Genomic DNA, 19,712 nt, shown 5'->3' on the forward strand with positions numbered 1-19,712 from the left:
TAACTATTTTTATTTTATTTTTGGATTTGACAAAAAAACAGAAAAAATAAAACACATGTCGCATTAAAAATGTGATTTTAATAACAAAACGAATGATTTGGCTTTTTTAGTTGCAATTAAAATAGTAGCATTACATTCGGATTACAACAGAACTATTAATTTTCAAAAAAGTATTATCCATGAATCAAAACCTAGCCTTCGCAGATTATGCGATATTCATTATTTACTTTATTGCCGTTTCTTCTTACGGCTACACCGTTTATCGCAAACGAAAAAAAGAAGAACAAGATGCCAAAGGATATTTTTTGGCCGAAGGGAATTTAACTTGGTGGGCAATTGGAGCCTCACTTATTGCCTCTAATATCTCGGCAGAACAATTTATCGGGATGAGTGGCGAAGGATTCTTTTTAGGAATCGCAGTGGCTGCTTATGAGTGGCTTGCAGCAGTAGCTTTGATTATTGTTGCGGTTTGGTTTATTCCAGTATATCTTAAGAATAAGATTTATACAATGCCTCAATTTTTAAAAATGCGTTACAACGAATCTACAGCTTTGATTATGGCCGTTTTTTGGTTGTTTTTGTATGTATTTGTAAACTTAACTTCGATTCTTTACTTAGGAGCCGTAGCAATCAATGGGCTTGCTGGTGGAGAATACCTGCACGTTATTATGGTAGGTTTGGCTGTTTTCGCTTTGTTCATCTCTTTGGGGGGAATGAAAGTTGTGGCGTATACTGATGTGGTTCAAGTTGCAGTATTGATTATTGGTGGTTTGGTGACGTCTTATATTGCATTGACTACTGTTGGTCAGTACTTTGGAGTGGGTGAAAATGCCATTGCAGGTTTCAAAGTTTTGATGCGCGAAGCCCCTGAACATTTCAAAATGATTATCCCTAAACCAACCGCTACTTCTTCTCAATTAGAGATTGATAAGTATTTGACTTTCCCAGGTTTGTTGTCTTATGCAGCAGGTATTTGGATTATCAATTTGAATTATTGGGGATGCAATCAATACATCACTCAAAGAGCTTTGGGTGCTGATTTACAAACGGCTCGTACCGGTATTTTATTTGCAGGTTTGTTAAAATTATTAATGCCTATCATCGTAATGTTGCCAGGTATTGCAGCTTATGTGTTGTATCAAAATGGTCATTTACCTCAATTAGTTGGAGGTAAAGATGGTGCTTATTCAGCCATACTTACCTTTTTACCAACAGGACTGAAAGGTCTTTCGGTTGCGGCCTTAACAGCGGCTATTGTGGCTTCATTGGCAAGTAAAGTAAATAGTATCTCTACCATTTATACTTTGGATGTACACAAAAAATACATTCAAAAAGAAGCAGGTGAAAAACAACAAGTAAACATTGGACGTATCGCTGTTTTTGCTGCAATGTTGTTGGCTGTTTTATTTACATGGAATGATTTATTAGGAATTGGTGGTGTAGGTGGATTTACCTACATTCAAAAATATACGGGATTCATTAGTCCAGGGGTATTTGCGATGTTTATCTTAGGGATGTTCTGGAAACGTACTACAGGAACAGCTGCTATTGTTGGGGTGATTTTAGGATTCTTATTATCGGTTTTATTCAATGAATATGCACCGATGTTATTTGGTAACGACACATTGTTGTATACAGCTTATGCTAACGGAAAAGGAGCATTCGAAATTCCTTTCCACGTATGTATGGGCTTATCTTTCTTCTTTACTACTTTGGCCATGATTTTAATAAGTTTTGCTGGACCAAAAGTAAATCCAAAAGCATTTGAGTTAGATACTGAAATGTTTAAATTAAAACCACAAACCACTGTTTTAGTAGTGATTACTTTATTAGTTATTGTTGCTTTGTACGTGAAGTTCTGGTAAAAATAAAGATTAGTTAGTTTAAAAAAGGTGAAGCCAAATATACGGTTTCACCTTTTTTATTTGGTAACAGCGTTACATTGTATTTTTAAAATAGGTTCGTAGTCTATACTTTTTTAATCACATAAGTTACCATTCCCCAAATTATTAATTGGTTTTCTTCGGTAACTAAAATGGGTTTGTAACTTGGATTTTCGGGGAGTAAATACATGCAATCTTTCTCGACTTGAATGCGTTTTACGGTAAATTCACCATCAATACAACAAATCGCAATTTTGTTGTTTTTGGGTTCCAAACTTCGGTCAACGACCAATACATCTTTGTCATTGATACCAGCATCAATCATAGAATTGCCTTTGACTTTGATGTAAAATGTAGCCAATGGATTTTCGCTCAATTCTTTATTCAAATCAATGTTGGTTTCCATAAAATCTGCTGCCGGCGAAGGAAATCCTGCCGAAACGCCCTCATTGATATACGGTATTCGAAGTTCACTTTCGAAGTCTGGACGGAAGAAAGTGAGCTTTTGTTCTTTGTTTACAGACATTGTATTTCGAGTATTTCTTTAAACTTTGTGGTATATTTTGGTGACAAATGATTTTGATTCATGTTCCAAGTCAGACTCAGATTTTGGGTAGCCAATTTGACTTTGGTCATTCCAATTTTACGATTCAGTTGGTCGATGGTTTGCATCAAAGCCAAATGTTTTGGGTTTTCTTCTTCGAACAAATGCAGTTGTTTTTTGTTCTCGTCAATCAGTTCTGTCACAATTACCCCTGCTTTTTTGAACCTAATGCCTTCGTTGCCTTGGAGCAATTCTTTCAGTAAAGCGATGGCGGCGTTGGAAATGGTTAGTATCGAATTGCTTGCATAAGGTAATGTTATGGCTTTATTGAAATAGTATTTTGAGCTAGTAATCGAATGTTTGTCAATGACCAATATCACGATAATGGTATGGCAACACGAATGTTGTTTGCGTAATTTTTCGGCACAAACTGCGGCAAAAGTTGCGATGCGTTCTCTAAGTAAATCAAATTCCGCGATTTGTTTTGGAAAGCTTCTTGTAGTGGCAATACTCTTTTTTTGAAGCACAACAGGTTCTAAATCTAATACGGATTTGCCTTCTAATTCTTGTTTTAATCTAAGGCCAATAACGCCCATTTCTTTCTTAATCCAAGCTTCGTGTTGGGGTTGTATAAAATCCAGTGCGGTTTGTATGTTACGCAGTTTGGCTTTTTTGGTCGTGCGATACCCAATGCCCCAAACGTCTTCAATTTTGGTCCATTTTAGGGCTTTGATGCGTTTTTCTTCGGAGTCAATAACATAGACGCCTTGGGTACGAACTTGAAATTTTTTAGCAATTTTATTGGCTACTTTAGAGAGTGCTTTGGTTTCGGCAAAGCCAATGCTAACCGGAATTCCCACCCATTTTTGTACTCGGGTTTTCATTTGGAGTCCGTAGCTGTGGTAGTCCTCAATCGAAAGACCATCAAAATTCAGAAAGGCTTCGTCTATACTGTAAATTTCTATATTCGGTGTGAACTGATTCAATATGTTCATCACTCGATTACTCAGATCGCCGTACAAAGGATAATTGGAAGAAAAGACAGCGACTTCTTTTTCTTTTATTAAGTCTTTGATTTGAAAGGCAGGTGCGCCCATAGGAATGCCAACTGCTTTGGCTTCATTACTTCTAGAAATCACACAACCATCGTTGTTGGATAATATCGCAACGGGTTTTCCGTTGAGTTTCGGCTGAAAAACACGTTCGCAAGAAGCATAGAAATTATTACAATCGACTAAAGCATACATAGCACAAATTTACAGCATTCGAGTGGCTGTAAGTAGCTAACGATAGTTAATTTTTTGTGGCTGTTGATAAGTTACAATGACTCCTTTTAGGCGTGAAAATTATCCAACCAACTGGGGTCGCTCATTTGTTTTTGAATCCTTTCGATGTCGCCAAACGTAGTCACCAAAGCGTCGTTGTTGTTGCTGTCGACCAAATCTTTCTGAAAAGCGCCGCCTTTTTGAATGATGTATTCGGCCATTTGTTGACCAATGACTTGCATCAAATCAAAACGATTAATATCGGCCATATCAATTGAGTTCAAGATGGAATAATCTACATCGTGCAACCATTTTGAAGGATATTTTTTGGGGTTTAATCCGTCGGTATTCGGTATTTTTTTGATAGAGAGAGGGTCTAATGAAATTTGGAATCGGCGAAAATCGATGATTTTATTAATTATTGGAGAGCGTAAGGTGTTTACTTGCATAGCGCTGGAATCTTGACCCATTTGTGTCATAAGCCATTCCAGCCAAAACTTAATATCTAGCCCCTTGATTTTGAGAGTTGCATCGGGTTGTACAAACTGTCTGGAGATTCCGGTGCCAAAACTGAAAATGCATAATTTGGTGATATCATAAGCAGAATCTTTTTCTTTGCCTTTGGGAAAGCTATAGGAAATGGCTTCCATAAATCCAGCAAGGACAGGATTGTTGTAGGTAGTCGTTCCACCATCTACAAAACGTTCAAGTGGATTGAAATAAGTAGGAGCACTCATAGTGGCTTCGAGTACGGCACGGAGTAATACGTCTTTGTAGGTGCCATAATAGCTACCGTCTTTTTGCTTGAAACAACTAAAAAAAGTCTCTTCGGAAGCGGTCATATCGTGCGCCGTAATCATCAAATCAATATCGGTTTTGGCACAACTTTCGGCTAGGGTAGTGTTTTGAATTTCTTCGAAAAGTAACTTTCGGTAATTGCCTTTTAGGTATTTTGGCGGATTTACAAAACGGTCTCCCAAAGGTTTTTTGTCAAATACTTCTTCGATTAATGTACTGTATTTCTCTTCTATCGCTGCTGCGGTATAGCCAGAAGCTATGAGTCCCGCGATGATGCCTCCAGTAGAAGTTCCTGAAACCATATCAAACAATTCAAAACATGGAATTCCAGCGGTTTCTTCTAATTTTTTGAGCAGTTGAAGGGTTAAAATTCCTCTCATCCCGCCACCATCTAAGCATAAAATTGCTCTTTTGTTGGGGTTGATGTTGAGTGTTTCAAAGGCCTTTTTTCTTGAGGCTGGCATTTTTGATCCGTTTACTTTTGCCATTGTGGTTGGTTTGGTTAATAGATAGGATTAGAGCGATATAAAAATACTCAATACCGATGTTTTATCAAAAGACAACGGTATTGAGTATAAATGTATGTATTTGAATTATGATTTAGAACTCAAAATTGAATCCTTTTTTAGTTAATTTGTCATAAATAGCTGGGTCAAATTTGTACAATTTTGCAGCCCTATGCGATACATCTTGTTGCTTTTCTTCTAGTGCCACTAGCAATTTCATGTGCAATATTTTGCGTCTAAAGTTAGATTTATCCATTTCTACCCCAAGAATTTCTTCATATAGATGCATAAGTTGTAGCAAGGTAAATTTTTCGGGTAGGAGGTTGAAACCTATTGGAGCTTGTCGCACTCGGTTACGCAAATGAGTTAAGCTATAGTTTAGAATCTCGTTGTGGTCGTAAATTAAATTTGGGATTTCGTTAATTCGGTACCATTTGGCGTCCGATGCTGTAAAACCTGCTTTAATGTTGTAGTCTTCTTTTTTGATTAAGGCATAATAGCCAATAGTAATAACCCTTCTTAATGGAAAACGATTGGGTTCTCCAAACGCTTTTAGTTGTTCTAGGTAAATATTATCCAGTCCTGTAAGATCGGCTAGCAAACGGTGAGCAGCGTCATCAATGCTTTCTTTCTTTTTTATCCACCCTCCAGGCAACGCCCATTTTCCTTTACTAATCCCCTCAGCGTGTTCTACTAAAAGTACTTCGAGTATGCCATTGTCAAAACCAAAGATAACACAGTCAATGGTAATGGCATTCATAGCGGCATGTTCAGTTTTGGCTAATGCTTCTTCTCTTACCATTTCTTGTAGATTTTTTACAAAATAAATAAATAAAAATGTAATCTGATGGGAACGCACAATTATTTACTAATGAATACAAAATAGAATGTGCGGTTTTCTCTATAAAATGTAAGTAATGGATGATTTATTCTGCTTTGGGTCCAATCAAGAAAACGATTTCTGAATTAAAAGCGTAGTGATTTTTTTTCAGGTTTTTCAAGGGTTTTCAGTTCTTGTTTTGTTAGATGTTTATTTTTTAATGCTTTAAATTATCTAATTCAAAAAAAACAACTTCTAAAATTTTGTTAATATCAGAATTTGAATTATACTTGTAGTCAAATTAACCATAAGCTTAAGGTTGATTTGACCAAAAGATAAAAAAGGATGATTTGTCATCGAAAAAAAAGAAGCATATGTACTTTTTAGGAATAGATTTGGGAAGCTCTTCGATAAAACTTTCGGTAGTGGATGCCGAAAAAGGAAAAGCGATTGCGGCAGTAAGTGTCCCAGAATTTGAAATGAATATTCATGCACCGCAATTTGGTTGGGCCGAGCAAGACCCTAATCTGTGGTGGCAGTATGTAAAAAAGGGGATTCAGCTATTATCGAGTCAAGAAGGTATTGATTTAAAAAAAATAGAAGGAATTGGTATTGCGTACCAAATGCATGGATTGGTACTGACGGATGCAGCGTTGAATCCAGTTCGTTCTTCTATTATTTGGTGCGATAGTCGCGCGGCAACTATTGGAAATTCCATTTATGATGAAATGGGACACGACTTTTGCCAGCAACAAATTTTAGGAAGTCCAGGCAATTTTACTGCTTCAAAGTTGAAATGGGTACAAACGCATCAACCTGAAGTTTTTGAAAAAGCAGTTTATATGATGCTACCGGGCGATTTTATAGCTGCAAAATTATCAGGGAAAGCACAAATAAGTACTTCGGGTTTGTCAGAAGCGGCTTTATGGAATTTCTCTAAAGGTAGATTGGCTACAGAAGTACTTAAAGCCATGGGACTTCCTGATGCACTCATTCCGGAAATTGTTCCCAATTTTGGACACCAAGCTACAATACATCCAAGCGTTGCCTCAGAATTAGGATTGGATCCAAAAGCAAAAATTACGTATCGAGCAGGAGATCAACCCAACAATGCTTTGTCGCTGAATGTACTGCGACCTGGTGAAATTGCTACCACAGCGGGAACATCGGCGGTAGTTTATGCAGTAAGCAATCAAGATATTTATGACAAAGAAAACCGCATCAATACTTTTTTGCATGTAAATAATACCGAAGCCCAAAAAAATAATGGGGTAATGCTTTGTATCAATGGGTCAGGAATTTTGTACCAATGGTTGCGCAAAGTAATGTCGGTAGATCGTGACACACTCATAGCCTATGAACAATTAAACACCGAGGCGGCCAAAGTAAAAGCAGGTAGCGAAGGTTTACGTTTTTATCCTTTTGGTAACGGTGTGGAGCGCATCTTTAATAACAAAAAGGCGACTTCGGGTATTCAAAATCTCAATTTCAACATCCATCAACCCAGCCATCTTGTTCGTTCAGCTTGTGAAGGAATTGTCTTTGCGATGAACTATGGTTTTGATGTAATGAAGGCAGTAGGTGCTTCAGGAGATGTGGTTCGTGCTGGAAAAGCCAACTTGTTTTTGAGTCCGGTGTTTAGAGAAATTTTTGTCAATACCACACAAACTACTTTAGAATTATACAATACTTCGGGGGCAGAGGGTGCTGCTCGTGGAGCCGCTTATGGTTTTGGCTTTTATGACTCTTTGGAACAAGCCTTTGAAGGATTGCAATGTTTGGAACGAACAGAACCCACCAAAAGCGCATCCGACCAATACCAAGAGATTTATCAAGAATGGAAAAATAATATTAATACCGAAATATAATGAATACAACACAACAAGCTTATTTTAAAAATATGGACACCATCCGCTTTGAAGGCAGAGAAAGTGATAATCCTCTTGCTTTTAAATGGTATGATGAAAATAGAGTAGTTGCAGGAAAAACCTTAAAAGAACATTTGCGTTTTTCTATGGCCTATTGGCACACACTATGCAATACTGGAGGAGATCCTTTTGGTAGTTCGACAGAGAAATTCTCTTGGAATAAAAATGAAGACGCTATTTTGAAAGCCCAAGATAAAATGGACGCTGCTTTTGAGTTCATGAGCAAATTAGGAATGCCTTTTTACTGTTTTCATGATGTAGATGTGGTAGATGAAGCACCTACATTGGCTGCATTTGAAAAGCGCATTCATACTATGGTGGACTATGCTAAACAAAAACAACAAGAATCTGGAATTAAATTGTTGTGGGGAACTTCAAACTTATTTAGCAATCCTCGTTACATGAACGGTGCTTCTACCAATCCTAATTTTGACGTGGTGGCTTATGCTGCGGGTCAAGCCAAAATAGCCATCGATGCTACTATTGCTTTAGGAGGTGAGAATTATGTTTTTTGGGGAGGACGCGAAGGATACATGAGCCTTTTGAATACCAATATGAAGCGCGAACTGGACCATATGGGGCAGTTTTTGAACCTTTGTAAGGACTATGCGCGTAAACAAGGTTTTAAAGGCACTTTCTTAATCGAGCCAAAACCTATGGAGCCAATGAAACATCAATATGATTTTGATGCAGCTACTTCTTTAGGTTTCTTAAATAAATACGGTTTGCAAGATGATTTTAAACTAAATCTTGAAGTCAATCACGCTACGCTTGCGGGACACTCTTTTGAACACGAATTACAAGTTGCGGTAGATGCAGGAATGTTAGGAAGTATTGATGCCAATCGAGGGGATTATCAAAATGGTTGGGATACCGATCAATTTCCAGTTGATATTTATGAGATTACACAAGCGATGTTGGTCATCTTAGAAGGTGGCGGAATTCGTGGAGGCGGAATCAATTTTGATGCTAAAGTGAGAAGAAATTCAATCGATTTAGAGGACAAGTTTATTGCACACATAGCAGGAATGGACATTTTTGCCCGCGGACTTATTTGTGCTGATCATATACTACAAAACACCAATTACAAAAAACTACGCGCTCAGCGTTACGGATCATTTGACAGCGGAAATGGTGCCAAATTCGAAAAAGGAGAATTGTCTCTTGAAGAATTAAGCCAAATCGCTCGTGCAAACGGAGAACCTCAACCCATTAGTGGTAAACAAGAATTATTCGAGCAAATCGTATCAAATGCTTATTAGCTAAACACCTTTGAAAATTAAAAAATTAACCAATCACTCAAAAATCATGAAAAGAAATTATGGTATAGCGACAATGCTTTCCTTTTGTATGACGCTATTATTGAGCATTTTTATGCTACAATCTGGTTATGCACAAGACCGTACTATTTCTGTTACAGGAAAAGTATACACTTCAAACGATAATTTAGAAGTTTCTGGTGCAGGTATTACAATACAAGGTTCAAAAACTAGCACTAGTACAGGTTTTGATGGAACCTTTAAAATTAATGCCAAACCAAACGATGTCTTATTAGTAAGTTTTGTAGGGTATAGAACCCAACGAGTAAACATAAACAATCAAACCAACATCGATATTTATCTTCAGCAAGAAACTGCCGAACTAAAGGAGATTGTTGTTATTGGGTACGGTACTCAAAAGAAAAAAGTATCTACTGCTTCCACATCTGTAGTTGGCGCAAAAGATATTCAAAATGTAAACAGCTTAGATGTTGTAAATGCCTTGCAAGGGCAAAGTACAGGGGTATCGATTACTTCAACTTCTGGTCAGCCAGGAGCAGGAATGGTAGTGAACATTCGTGGGGTAGGTACCGCAGGAAATAATTCTCCGCTTTATGTGGTAGATGGAGTGGTAATCGATAACGGAATTGGGTATTTGGATCCTTCTTCAATAGAAAGGGTTGATATTCTTAAAGATGCTGCAGCGGCTTCTATCTATGGAGCAAGAGCCGCAAATGGAGTAGTTTTGGTAACCACCAAAAAAGGAAAAGATGGAAAAATGAATGTGTCATTTAACAGTTACACAGGTTTCCAACAAATTGCCAAACGATTGGATTTATTGAATACTAAAGAGTATACTACCATTATTAATGAAGGAAGAGTAAACTCAGGTATGGCGCCGTTGTATTCTCAATCACAAATTGCAGCTTTTCCAAATACAGATTGGCAAGACTATTTGTTCAATGAGGGAGCTATTAAACAAAATCACTCTTTGATGATAACAGGGGGAGACAAAAAATCAACCATTGCTACTGGTCTTTCTTATTATGGTCAAGACGGTATAATTGGTAGCCAAACCAATCAGTCCAAATATGATCGTATCACTTTCAATGTAAACTCAACTTCAGAAATCATCGAAGGTCATTTGAAAATTGGTGAGAACTTCTCTTTTGCTAACATTAAAGGAAGTGGAATTTCGGATGACGGAATCTATAATAACAGTATTAGAGCGTTCTTGAATGCTGCACCTATAGATGCTGCTTATGATGCAAATGGAGGTTTTGCTAATTCTATAGTTTCAGCAGATGTTAGCAATCCACTTGGGGCTTTGTATTACAATAACTTCAACGAAAATAAAATTGACCGCTACGTAGGGAATATTTTTGCAGAAGCTAAATTCTTGAAAAACTTCACTTTCAGAACCAGCTTTGGGGTAGATATCACTAATAGTACCTACCGTTCTTATACTCCAATCTACCGTTTGTCATCCAACAACAACAACGATGTTTCTAGTGTAAATCAAAGCGCGAACAAAGGATTGGGTTGGATCTTCGAAAACACACTTCAATATAAAGCCTCAATAAATGACAAACATCATTTTGACCTTTTAATTGGTACTTCAGCCAAAGACAACACTTCGGATTATGTAAGTGCAACGGGAAGAAATCTAACTCGTGAAGGATTTAAATATGCTTATTTGAGTAATGCTACCGATCAAACGTCTAATACAGTGGCAGGTAATAGAACAGATTATTCTATTCAATCGTACTTTGGTCGTTTCTTGTATGATTATCAAAACAAATACTTATTGTCAGCGACCATTCGTAGAGACGGATCTTCAGAATTTGGACCTAATAATAAATATGCAATCTTCCCCGCTTTTTCAGCAGGTTGGAATGTAGATAAAGAGAGCTTTTTCCCAGAAAACAAAGTATTGAAAAGCTTAAAAGTTAGAGCGAGCTGGGGGCAAAACGGTAACGATCAATTTGCTAAACGATTTGCTTACATGTCAACGATTAGCACTTATGATAAAAACTACCATTTCGGAACTGGAGGTACTGCGCTAGAAGTTGGAGCGAGCCCAGATGCTTTAGAAAATCCAGACATCAAATGGGAAACTTCAGAACAGTTAGATTTAGGATTCGATGCGACTTTGTTTTCTTCGCTTACGATATCGTTTGATTACTATGATAAAACTACAAAAGACTGGTTAGTTCAGGCATCGGTACCAGATATTGCTGGAGCAGCAGCGCCATTTATTAATGGTGGAGACGTTAGCAACAAAGGTTTTGAATTGGCATTAGGATACAAAACTTCTTTTGGTGATGGCTGGAGTTTTTCAGTAAACGCCAATGGTTCATTCAATAAAAATGAAGTGTTACGAATTGCCAATACCGAAGGTATTATTCATGGAGAATCTAATTTATTATTCCAAGGATTAGACGAAATGAATCGTGTAGAAGTTGGGCAGCCAATAGGTTATTTTTATGGATTAAAAACCGACGGAATTTTTCAAAATACCTCAGAGTTAACTTCTGTTCAGCCTAATGCGGTACCTGGAGATGTTCGTTTTGTCGACTTGAACGGTGACGGAAAAATCGATGCTAATGATAAAACTAAAATCGGAGACCCTAACCCAGACTTTACTTATGGTTTGAGTATGGACTTGTCGTACAAAGCGTTTGATTTTTCAATCTATACTTATGGAGTAGCGGGTGGTCAAAATGCTTTTGGAGTTCACGATTATACTCGTGCTTACAACAATTTTACTACTACTATCCTAGACCGTTGGACTACAGAAGGAACTTCAAACAAAATTCCAAGAGTGACTTACGGAACAGATGCTAACGGGAATTACACTAAATTCTCTGATTTGTACATTCAAGATTCGGATTTCTTTAGAATCAAAAGTATAACTATTGGTTGCGATTTGACAAAGTTGACCAAAAACTTAGGCTTCTTTAGCAAATTCAGAATTTATGGTTCGGCCAATAACCTTTTCACCTTTACCAAATATCAAGGAATGGATCCAGAGATTGGATTTGGAAACTCAAACCAATCATGGGCCAAAGGAATCGATGTTGGATTTTATCCTCAACCTAGAACATACATGTTAGGTCTTAATGTTAATTTTTAATTTTTAAAAGTCATGAAAAAATATATATATCTTTTCGCAGTATCAGGTTTGTTTGCACTGGGATCTTGTTCGGATGATTTCTTAGAGAATGAACCGTATACTGAATTAGTTACGGAGAATTTTTATTCCACACCCAAAGATGCTTTTCAAGGATTAGTAGCGGTTTATGATATCTTACAAAGAGAAGGCTATGGTAATACGTTACTTACCAGCGAAATTGCTTCGGATAACTGTTTTGGAGGATACGGAATTGCCGATGGACAAGGAGATTTAGAATGGGATCGTTTCTTGTTTGTTACAGACAAAGACATGAATGCTACAGCTTGGAAGACAGGTTATCAAGGAATTTATAGAGCCAATATTTTATTAGAAAATTTGAATAAAGTAAATTGGGGAACTGATACCGCACTAAAAACCAAATACGAAGCCGAAGCTAGATTTCTTAGAGCACATTTCCATTTTCAGTTGGCTAGAATGTTCGGAGACATAGTGGCTTTAGATCATACTTTAAAGACAGCAGAGTATTATTCTCCAAGAAGTTCTGCCGAGGAAACCTACAAATTAATCGCTAGTGATTTGAAATTTGCTGCTGATAATTTAGGAACCGAAAATTATTCTCAAACTGGAAATGCCAATTATGGTCGTATCACCAAATGGGCGGCTGAGGCTTATATTGCTAGAGCCTTTTTATTCTACACAGGATATTACAAAAAAGCAGATTTAGCGGGTGTCGTTTCTAAAGCGCAAGCGGTAACTTACATCAATGATGCAGTAAACAATAGCGGACATGCTTTAGTAGCAGATTTTGCCAACCTTTGGTTAGCTGCTTCTTTCGGTCAATTTGCTGGAGAAGACAATACGGAGATGGTTTTTGCTGTACGATTCAACGGATCAGGAAAAGGCGATTGGAACCTTCACGAAGGAAATCGTTTCCAAGTACTTATCGCTCCTCGTGGTGGAAACATAGGTCCTTATGGCACTGGTTGGGGAGGTGCAACAGTAAATAAAAAATTAGTTGATGCGTATGGCACTGGAGATACCAGAAAAGCCGCTTCGTTTATTGATTTTGCTGGCGAAGGGTTAAGTTTCGATCCTGTGGCTAGAGAACAACGTCAATACACAGGTTATGCTTGGAAAAAATATTGTCCTGTAACCAATGAACACGGAACAGGAAACTTCCAAATTGACAACGTACAAGATTATGCGGTAATTCGTTTTGCGGATGTGCTATTGATGGCTGCTGAGTTAAACTTGGATACCAATCTTGCTTTTGCCCAAACTTGTTTAGACAGAGTACGCGACCGCGCTTACAAAGATACAACTCATCGTGTTACGGCTACAAAAGCCAATATTATGGAAGAGCGTCGTTTAGAATTAGCTCTTGAAGGCCTTCGTTATTTCGACTTGCTTAGACAAGGTGTAGATGTAGCAAAAGCTGCTATCGATAATACAGGTGCAGGAACAACATTTAATGTTACGTTCAGAACAGAAACATTGGGTTGGTTTCCGTTGCCTCAATCTCAAATCCTACTTTCAAACGGTGCGATGAAACAAAATCCAGGTTGGTAATTAACTCAAAAAACAAACGATTATGAAACGTATACTTCACATATTAGTAGCTATAATAACTTTAGGATCCGTGTTTTCTTGCGAGCCAGTAGAGGATAGAAATAGCTTGCCTGCCATAACCAAAACTGCGGCAGACTTAAAATTTACAGTAACAGCCAAAAGCAACTCCATGACCTTAGAGAATTTGGATATGGATGTTATTCCATATTGGAGTTATACCGATGCTTTAGGTAATGAATTGGGGCATTTTAATACGAACAAAGTAGCAGACATTGCTTTGCCATTTGCAGGAACTTATTATGTAAACTTCACAGCCTATACTCGCGGTGGAATTGTAGTGGCCGAACCTAAAAAAGTAGTGATTAGCCAAAATGATTTAACCTTATTTAGTGATCCAAAATGGGATTTACTAACCAATGGTGTAAAGGGTAAAACTTGGATACTAAAAATGTCGGCACCAATGGAATTTGTAGGTCCTGGGTACATCAATAGCACCGTTGGAGGAGATTGGAATTGGTATCCTAATTTCTCTGATATTTCTTGGGCTGGAATCGAAGACAAAGATTGGGGAGAAATTACTTTTAATTTGAATGGAGGCTATAATGTTACCGTAGTGCAAACGTCAACAGAGGTTAATTCTACTACTAAAACGACCAAAAAAGGAACTTTTAGCTATAACAGAACAGCTGATTTTACAAATGACAGAATTATTCTTAATGGAGGATTAGAAATGTTACATCCTGGGCCAGCAAACAGTTGGAGTTCAGGTTTTAGTTTCTCAAATGTTCGATTGGTAGAGCTTACGGCTACAACCTTGAGTTATGCCGCCATCAGAGCCGATGGTCAAGTCTTGATTTATCATTTGATTGCTAAATAATTATTTAAGTTAGTTACGTTTTTATTTGAATGAACAACCGATAAGTGAATGAAACCACTTATCGGTATGTTTATATCAGTGATAACAATAATACCATTATACATTTACTTCATGAATAAAAGAAAATATAGAAGCAGTCCACTACTTGTCCTACTTATAGGCATGTTTCTGGTAGGAGCTTGTGGCAAAAAAAACGAAGCTTTTAGCGATCGAAAGGTTTCTTTTAATTCGGATTGGAGTTTTCATTTAAACGATAGTCTCAAAGACAACGATACCATCAGTGCGATCACGGCTTGGCGTAGTTTAGATTTGCCTCACGATTGGAGCATCGAAGGTAAGTTTGACGAAAAAAGCCCAGCAGGATATGGTGGTGGAGCGCTTACTGGAGGTTTAGGCTGGTATAAAAAAACCTTTAAAGTCGCTGCTCAAGATAGCACCAAAATAACCACAATTACCTTTGATGGTGTGTACCGAAACAGTCAGGTCTGGATCAACGGACATTATCTAGGAAAACGTCCCAACGGATACATTGGTTTTCAATATGAACTTACTCCTTATTTGAATTACGGAGATCAAAACAACGAAATTATTGTTAAGGTTGATAATTCAAAACAACCCAACTCCAGATGGTATTCTGGATCAGGAATATTTAGAAACGTTTGGTTAGAAACGACCGATAAATTGCACGTTGCACAATGGGGAACGTATATTACCACTCCAAAAGTAACCAATGAACAAGCTACAGTACAGCTTGAAACTACCGTGCAAAATCAAAATGGAACCGCTCAAAAAGCAACACTCACTACTACTATTTATAAGGAAGACAACAAAGTAACTTCGGTTGCCCAAGATATCACGATTGCTGCAAATGGCCGACAAACTATCCAACAAAAAACAATTATTGATGCCCCAATTTTATGGTCTGTTGCCACTCCAGAATTGTACACTGCAATCACAGAAGTAGCCATAGCCGATAAAATTGTAGATCAATATACCACCCAATTTGGGATTAGGAGTTTTAAGTTTGATGCTAACAAAGGCTTTATTTTGAACGGCAAACAAGTAAAAATAAAAGGTGTTTGCATGCATCATGACTTAGGTCCTTTGGGCGCTGCTATCAACACACGCGCTATTGAACGCCAGTTAGAAATCTTAAAAAATATGGGAGTCAATGGTATCAGAACATCGCATAACCCTCCAGCTACTGAGCTTTTAGATCTTTGTGACAAAATGGGATTTATTGTCATGGACGAGGCTTTTGATATGTGGAAGAAAACTAAAACCCCATTTGATTATGGCAATGATTGGGACCAATGGCACAAGCAAGACTTAATTGATCAATTGTTGCGCGATCGTAATCATGCCAGTATTTTTATGTGGAGTATCGGAAACGAGATTCCACAACAATGGGACGAAAGTGGAGCAACAATAGCCAAAGAACTCGCAGTCATTACCCGTCAGTACGACAAGACTCGCCCTATTACAGCGGCAATGAATCCACCCGTAAATATGAATATTGATGAGGTGACATTACAGTTTGATAAAGCAAAGGTGCAATACAATACGATTGCTGCTTCGGGAGCATTAGACATTATTGGATACAATTATGCCCATCAAACCTATGCATTTCATCAGAAGAATTTCCCAGGAATTCCTTTCATTGCTACCGAAACAACTTCGGCTTTAGCCACTAGAGGATATTATGATACCGTTTCGGATAGTCTAAAAAAATGGCCTGTACGATGGGATCTTAAATTTACGGAAGGAAATCCTGGAAATACCGTTTCCTCGTATGACCAAGTTCAAGCTCCTTGGGGTTCTACACATGAAGCAACTTGGAAAATTATAAAAAAACACGACTTCCTATCTGGAATGTACATTTGGACTGGTTTTGATTATATAGGTGAACCAACGCCTTATGAGTGGCCATCGATCAGTTCTTATTTCGGAATTGTTGATTTGGCGGGTTTCCCCAAAGACGTGTATTATATGTATCAAAGCGAATGGACAGACCAAAGCGTTTTGCATCTTTTCCCGCATTGGAACTGGAAAGTAGGACAAAAGGTTGATGTTTGGGCGTACTATAACAAAGCCGATGAGGTTGAATTATTTTTAAATGGAAAATCAGTAGGGACTAGAAGTAAAAAAGGAGACGATTTACATGTTATGTGGAGGATTCCATATCAGCCAGGAACTTTAAAAGCGGTTTCGCGTAAAAAAGGAAAAGTAGTCTTAGAAAAAGAAATCAAAACAGCAGGAAATCCCTATCAACTACAACTTGAAGCTGACAGAAGCACCATCAAAGCTGATAAAAACGATTTGTCATTTGTAACCGTTTCGATTTTGGATGCAAAAGGAACTTTGGCTCCAAATGCCAAAAATGAAATCCATTTTTCATTAAAAGGAAACGGAAAGATTGTTGGCGTTTGCAGTGGTGATCCCGTAAGTCATGAATCGTATAAAGGAACAAAACATACGGCTTTGGCTGGAAAATGCTTAGTGATTATTCAATCAGGTACTACATCCGATAAACTAGAATTGACTGCCAAAGCGAATGGACTTAAACAAGCGACAATAGTAATATCAACTGAATAAGAACAGTTCCTGCAAGGTTTTCAAAACCTTGTAGGTATTTATTAATTAGCAAAAGATAATAAAAATGCAAACCTACGAAGTTTTGAAAACCTCGCAGGAAAACTAACATCAAGAATTATTAACCAATGAAGAACACATCACTAAAAGCATTGTTTTCGATGGCCGTGCTTGGATTTGTTTTGATGCCAAAAGCCTCAGCTCAAATTCAAAATGCGGACGTACTGAATGCACCGATAGACATCAGCAAAGATTTTCAGAATTATCTCAATACTTTTTATTTTGCTGATGAGCTGACCAATTTTGATCCAGCCACAGGAAAAGGAACCATTAAATACATCCGAAATACGTATCAAACGCGTCAGGCGTTTAATAACATGATGATGAAACCAGGAGTAGTTCTTGCCAATGAGTTTCCTACAACAGAATATGAGGTGGCACCAGAATTACCGTTTCAAATTCAGTTTGTTTCAGACAGAACCTTGCGAATCAAAATGACTTCGGGACCACAATTTCATCCAGAAAAAGAGTCGTTGATGTTAATTAATGGAGTAGCTCCAAATCATCCCGAGTCATGGAAGTTTTCAAAAATTGAAGGCGGTTTCAAGTACACCAGTGCTTATGGTGCTGTAGAAATTTTGTCCAAGCCTTGGCATGTGAAAATTTATGACAAAAAAGGGAAATTATTAACCAGTACACTACATGATACTGATTTTAAAAACACCTACACGCCAACACTTCCTTTTTCGTATGTACGCAGAAACAGTGATTATTCTAGAAGTATGGGCGCGGCTTTTAGCTTAGAGCCTGATGAAAAAATATTTGGCTGTGGAGAATCGTTTACTCAATTCAATAAACGTGGACAAAAAGTTGTTTTATGGACCGATGACGCCAATGGAATTCAAAACGAAACCATGTACAAACCCGTTCCGTTTTATATGAGCAGCCGTGGATATGGAGTTTTTATGCATCATTCTACTCCCATTACTGTTGATTTTGGAAAATATTATGCTAGTGCCAACGAAATGTACATTGGTGATGACGAAGCGGATTTGTTTTTCTTCATTGGTGAACCAAAGGAAATCTTAGACGAATACACCAACCTGACAGGAAAAGCGGCCATGCCTCCACTATGGTCTTTTGGGTTTTGGATGAGTCGTATTACGTATTTTTCAGAAAAAGAAGGCCGACAAGTAGCCAAGGATTTACGTGCTTACAAAATACCTACCGATGTAATTCATTTTGATACGGGCTGGTTCGATGTTGATTGGAGAAACAATTATGAGTTTGCCAAAGCGCGTTTTCAAGATCCTGTAAAAATGATGAGCGATTTGAAAAAAGATGGTTTTCAGGTATGCTTGTGGCAATTGCCTTATTTTACACCAAAGAATACGTTGTTCAACGAAATCATGGATAAAAATCTTGCCGTTAGAGACCGTAAAGGCAATCTTCCTTATGAAGATGCGGTTTTAGATTTTTCTAATCCAGCTACGGTAACTTGGTATCAAGCTAAATTGAAACATTTGTTTGATCAGGGTGTGGGAGTGATAAAAGTAGATTTTGGAGAAGCAGCACCACCAGACGGAATTTATCATTCAGGACGTACAGGTTTTTATGAACACAACTTGTATCCTTTGCGCTACAACAAAGCGGTTGCTGAGGTTACTCAAAAAGAAAAAGGATATACCTTAATCTGGGCCAGAAGTACTTGGGCTGGAAGCCAGCGCTATCCATTGCATTGGGGAGGCGATGCCGAAACTACAAATGGAGCGATGTCGGCTGAATTGAGAGGTGGATTGTCATTAGGATTAAGCGGATTCAGTTTTTGGAGTCATGACGTGGGAGGATTTGCGACCAAATCACCAGAAAATTTATACCGCCGTTGGGCGCCATTCGGAATGTTTACCTCACATGTTAGAAGTCACGGCGAGCCTCCAAGAGAGCCGTGGTTGTACAGTAAAGAATTCTTAGAAGGATTCAGAAAAGCAGACAACATGCGTTACGAATTGATGCCTTACATTTATGCTCAAGCCAAAGAAAGTTCACAAAAAGGATTACCTATGATGCGCGCTTTATTTGTAGAATATCCAAATGATCCTGGAGCTTGGTTGGTCGATAATGAGTACTTATTTGGGTCAAGTATGTTGGTCGCTCCATTGTTTGAAGAAGTGACCGAAAGAGACGTATACTTACCAGCAGGAACTTGGATTGATTATCAAACCAAAAAAGTATACCAAGGCGGATGGCATAAGATTAAAGCGGGCGAAGTACCTATCGTAGTTTTGGTAAGAGACGGAGCCGCGATTCCTCATATTGCTTTGGCACAATCTACCAAAGATATGGATTGGAGCAAATTGACCTTAAAAGTATATGCTTCTGATGCTACTACAACGGCTACAGCAAAAGTCTTCTTACCAGGAACCGATGCAGTAGAAACGATAACAGTTGTGAAAAAAGGAAACGAGGGAGAAGTCAACTCAAATGCACTAAACGGAAAAACCACTTTCAAAACCGAGTGGATAAAATAAATAAGTT

12 protein-coding genes are annotated in these 19,712 nt (G+C 37.9%); 8 read left to right on the plus strand and 4 right to left on the minus strand.

The genetic code is table 11. From position 1 onward, the window contains the following. The first annotated feature begins 179 nt into the window (after window positions 1–179). Window positions 180–1,865, plus strand: a complete 1,686-nt coding sequence (locus ACSVH9_RS05090; RefSeq protein ID WP_438062766.1) for a sodium/sugar symporter — start codon at window positions 180–182, stop codon at window positions 1,863–1,865. A gap of 103 nt (window positions 1,866–1,968) precedes the next feature. Here ACSVH9_RS05090 and ACSVH9_RS05095 read toward each other — a convergent pair whose 3' ends face one another. From ACSVH9_RS05095 to ACSVH9_RS05110, 4 genes are all read right to left on the minus strand, one after another. Next, window positions 1,969–2,409, minus strand: coding sequence for a LexA family protein (locus ACSVH9_RS05095; RefSeq protein ID WP_064715334.1), 441 nt, complete (start codon window positions 2,407–2,409; stop codon window positions 1,969–1,971). Next, the gene (locus ACSVH9_RS05100) at window positions 2,400–3,674 is read right to left on the minus strand and encodes a Y-family DNA polymerase (protein ID WP_438062767.1); all 1,275 of its coding nucleotides are present in this window, start codon (window positions 3,672–3,674) and stop codon (window positions 2,400–2,402) included. The genes ACSVH9_RS05095 and ACSVH9_RS05100 overlap by 10 nt, the downstream gene beginning before the upstream one ends. A gap of 86 nt (window positions 3,675–3,760) precedes the next feature. After that, entirely contained in the window at window positions 3,761–4,978 is a 1,218-nt protein-coding gene (locus ACSVH9_RS05105; RefSeq protein WP_438062768.1) for a patatin-like phospholipase family protein, read from the minus strand. A 112-nt stretch (window positions 4,979–5,090) separates the two neighbouring features. After that, window positions 5,091–5,798: an NUDIX hydrolase gene (locus ACSVH9_RS05110; protein WP_438062769.1), complete on the minus strand. Its 708-nt coding sequence runs from the start codon at window positions 5,796–5,798 to the stop codon at window positions 5,091–5,093. A 392-nt stretch (window positions 5,799–6,190) separates the two neighbouring features. On the opposite strand from ACSVH9_RS05110, the gene ACSVH9_RS05115 reads away from it, so the two are divergent. The 7 genes from ACSVH9_RS05115 (at window position 6,191) to ACSVH9_RS05145 (ending at window position 19,705) form a co-directional block, all read left to right on the plus strand. Beyond that, window positions 6,191–7,684 (plus strand): xylulokinase, encoded by a 1,494-nt coding sequence (locus ACSVH9_RS05115; RefSeq protein WP_438062770.1) that lies wholly within the window; start codon window positions 6,191–6,193, stop codon window positions 7,682–7,684. Beyond that, complete coding sequence (gene xylA, locus ACSVH9_RS05120; protein WP_315172579.1) at window positions 7,684–9,006, plus strand: xylose isomerase; 1,323 nt, start codon at window positions 7,684–7,686, stop codon at window positions 9,004–9,006. The genes ACSVH9_RS05115 and xylA overlap by 1 nt, the downstream gene beginning before the upstream one ends. A 46-nt stretch (window positions 9,007–9,052) precedes the next feature. After that, window positions 9,053–12,139: a SusC/RagA family TonB-linked outer membrane protein gene (locus ACSVH9_RS05125; protein ID WP_438062771.1), complete on the plus strand. Its 3,087-nt coding sequence runs from the start codon at window positions 9,053–9,055 to the stop codon at window positions 12,137–12,139. Window positions 12,140–12,151: 12 nt separating this feature from the next. After that, complete coding sequence (locus ACSVH9_RS05130; protein WP_438062772.1) at window positions 12,152–13,708, plus strand: RagB/SusD family nutrient uptake outer membrane protein; 1,557 nt, start codon at window positions 12,152–12,154, stop codon at window positions 13,706–13,708. A 22-nt stretch (window positions 13,709–13,730) separates the two neighbouring features. Then, entirely contained in the window at window positions 13,731–14,585 is an 855-nt protein-coding gene (locus ACSVH9_RS05135; RefSeq protein WP_159688451.1) for a hypothetical protein, read from the plus strand. A 111-nt stretch (window positions 14,586–14,696) separates the two neighbouring features. Beyond that, the gene (locus tag ACSVH9_RS05140) at window positions 14,697–17,180 is read left to right on the plus strand and encodes a glycoside hydrolase family 2 TIM barrel-domain containing protein (RefSeq protein WP_438062773.1); all 2,484 of its coding nucleotides are present in this window, start codon (window positions 14,697–14,699) and stop codon (window positions 17,178–17,180) included. Window positions 17,181–17,305: 125 nt separating this feature from the next. Continuing rightward, window positions 17,306–19,705: a TIM-barrel domain-containing protein gene (locus tag ACSVH9_RS05145; protein ID WP_438062774.1), complete on the plus strand. Its 2,400-nt coding sequence runs from the start codon at window positions 17,306–17,308 to the stop codon at window positions 19,703–19,705. The last annotated feature ends 7 nt before the right edge of the window (window positions 19,706–19,712 follow it).

It is taken from the genome of Flavobacterium sp. RSSB_23 (assembly GCF_051547145.1).
In the GTDB taxonomy this organism is placed as follows: domain Bacteria; phylum Bacteroidota; class Bacteroidia; order Flavobacteriales; family Flavobacteriaceae; genus Flavobacterium.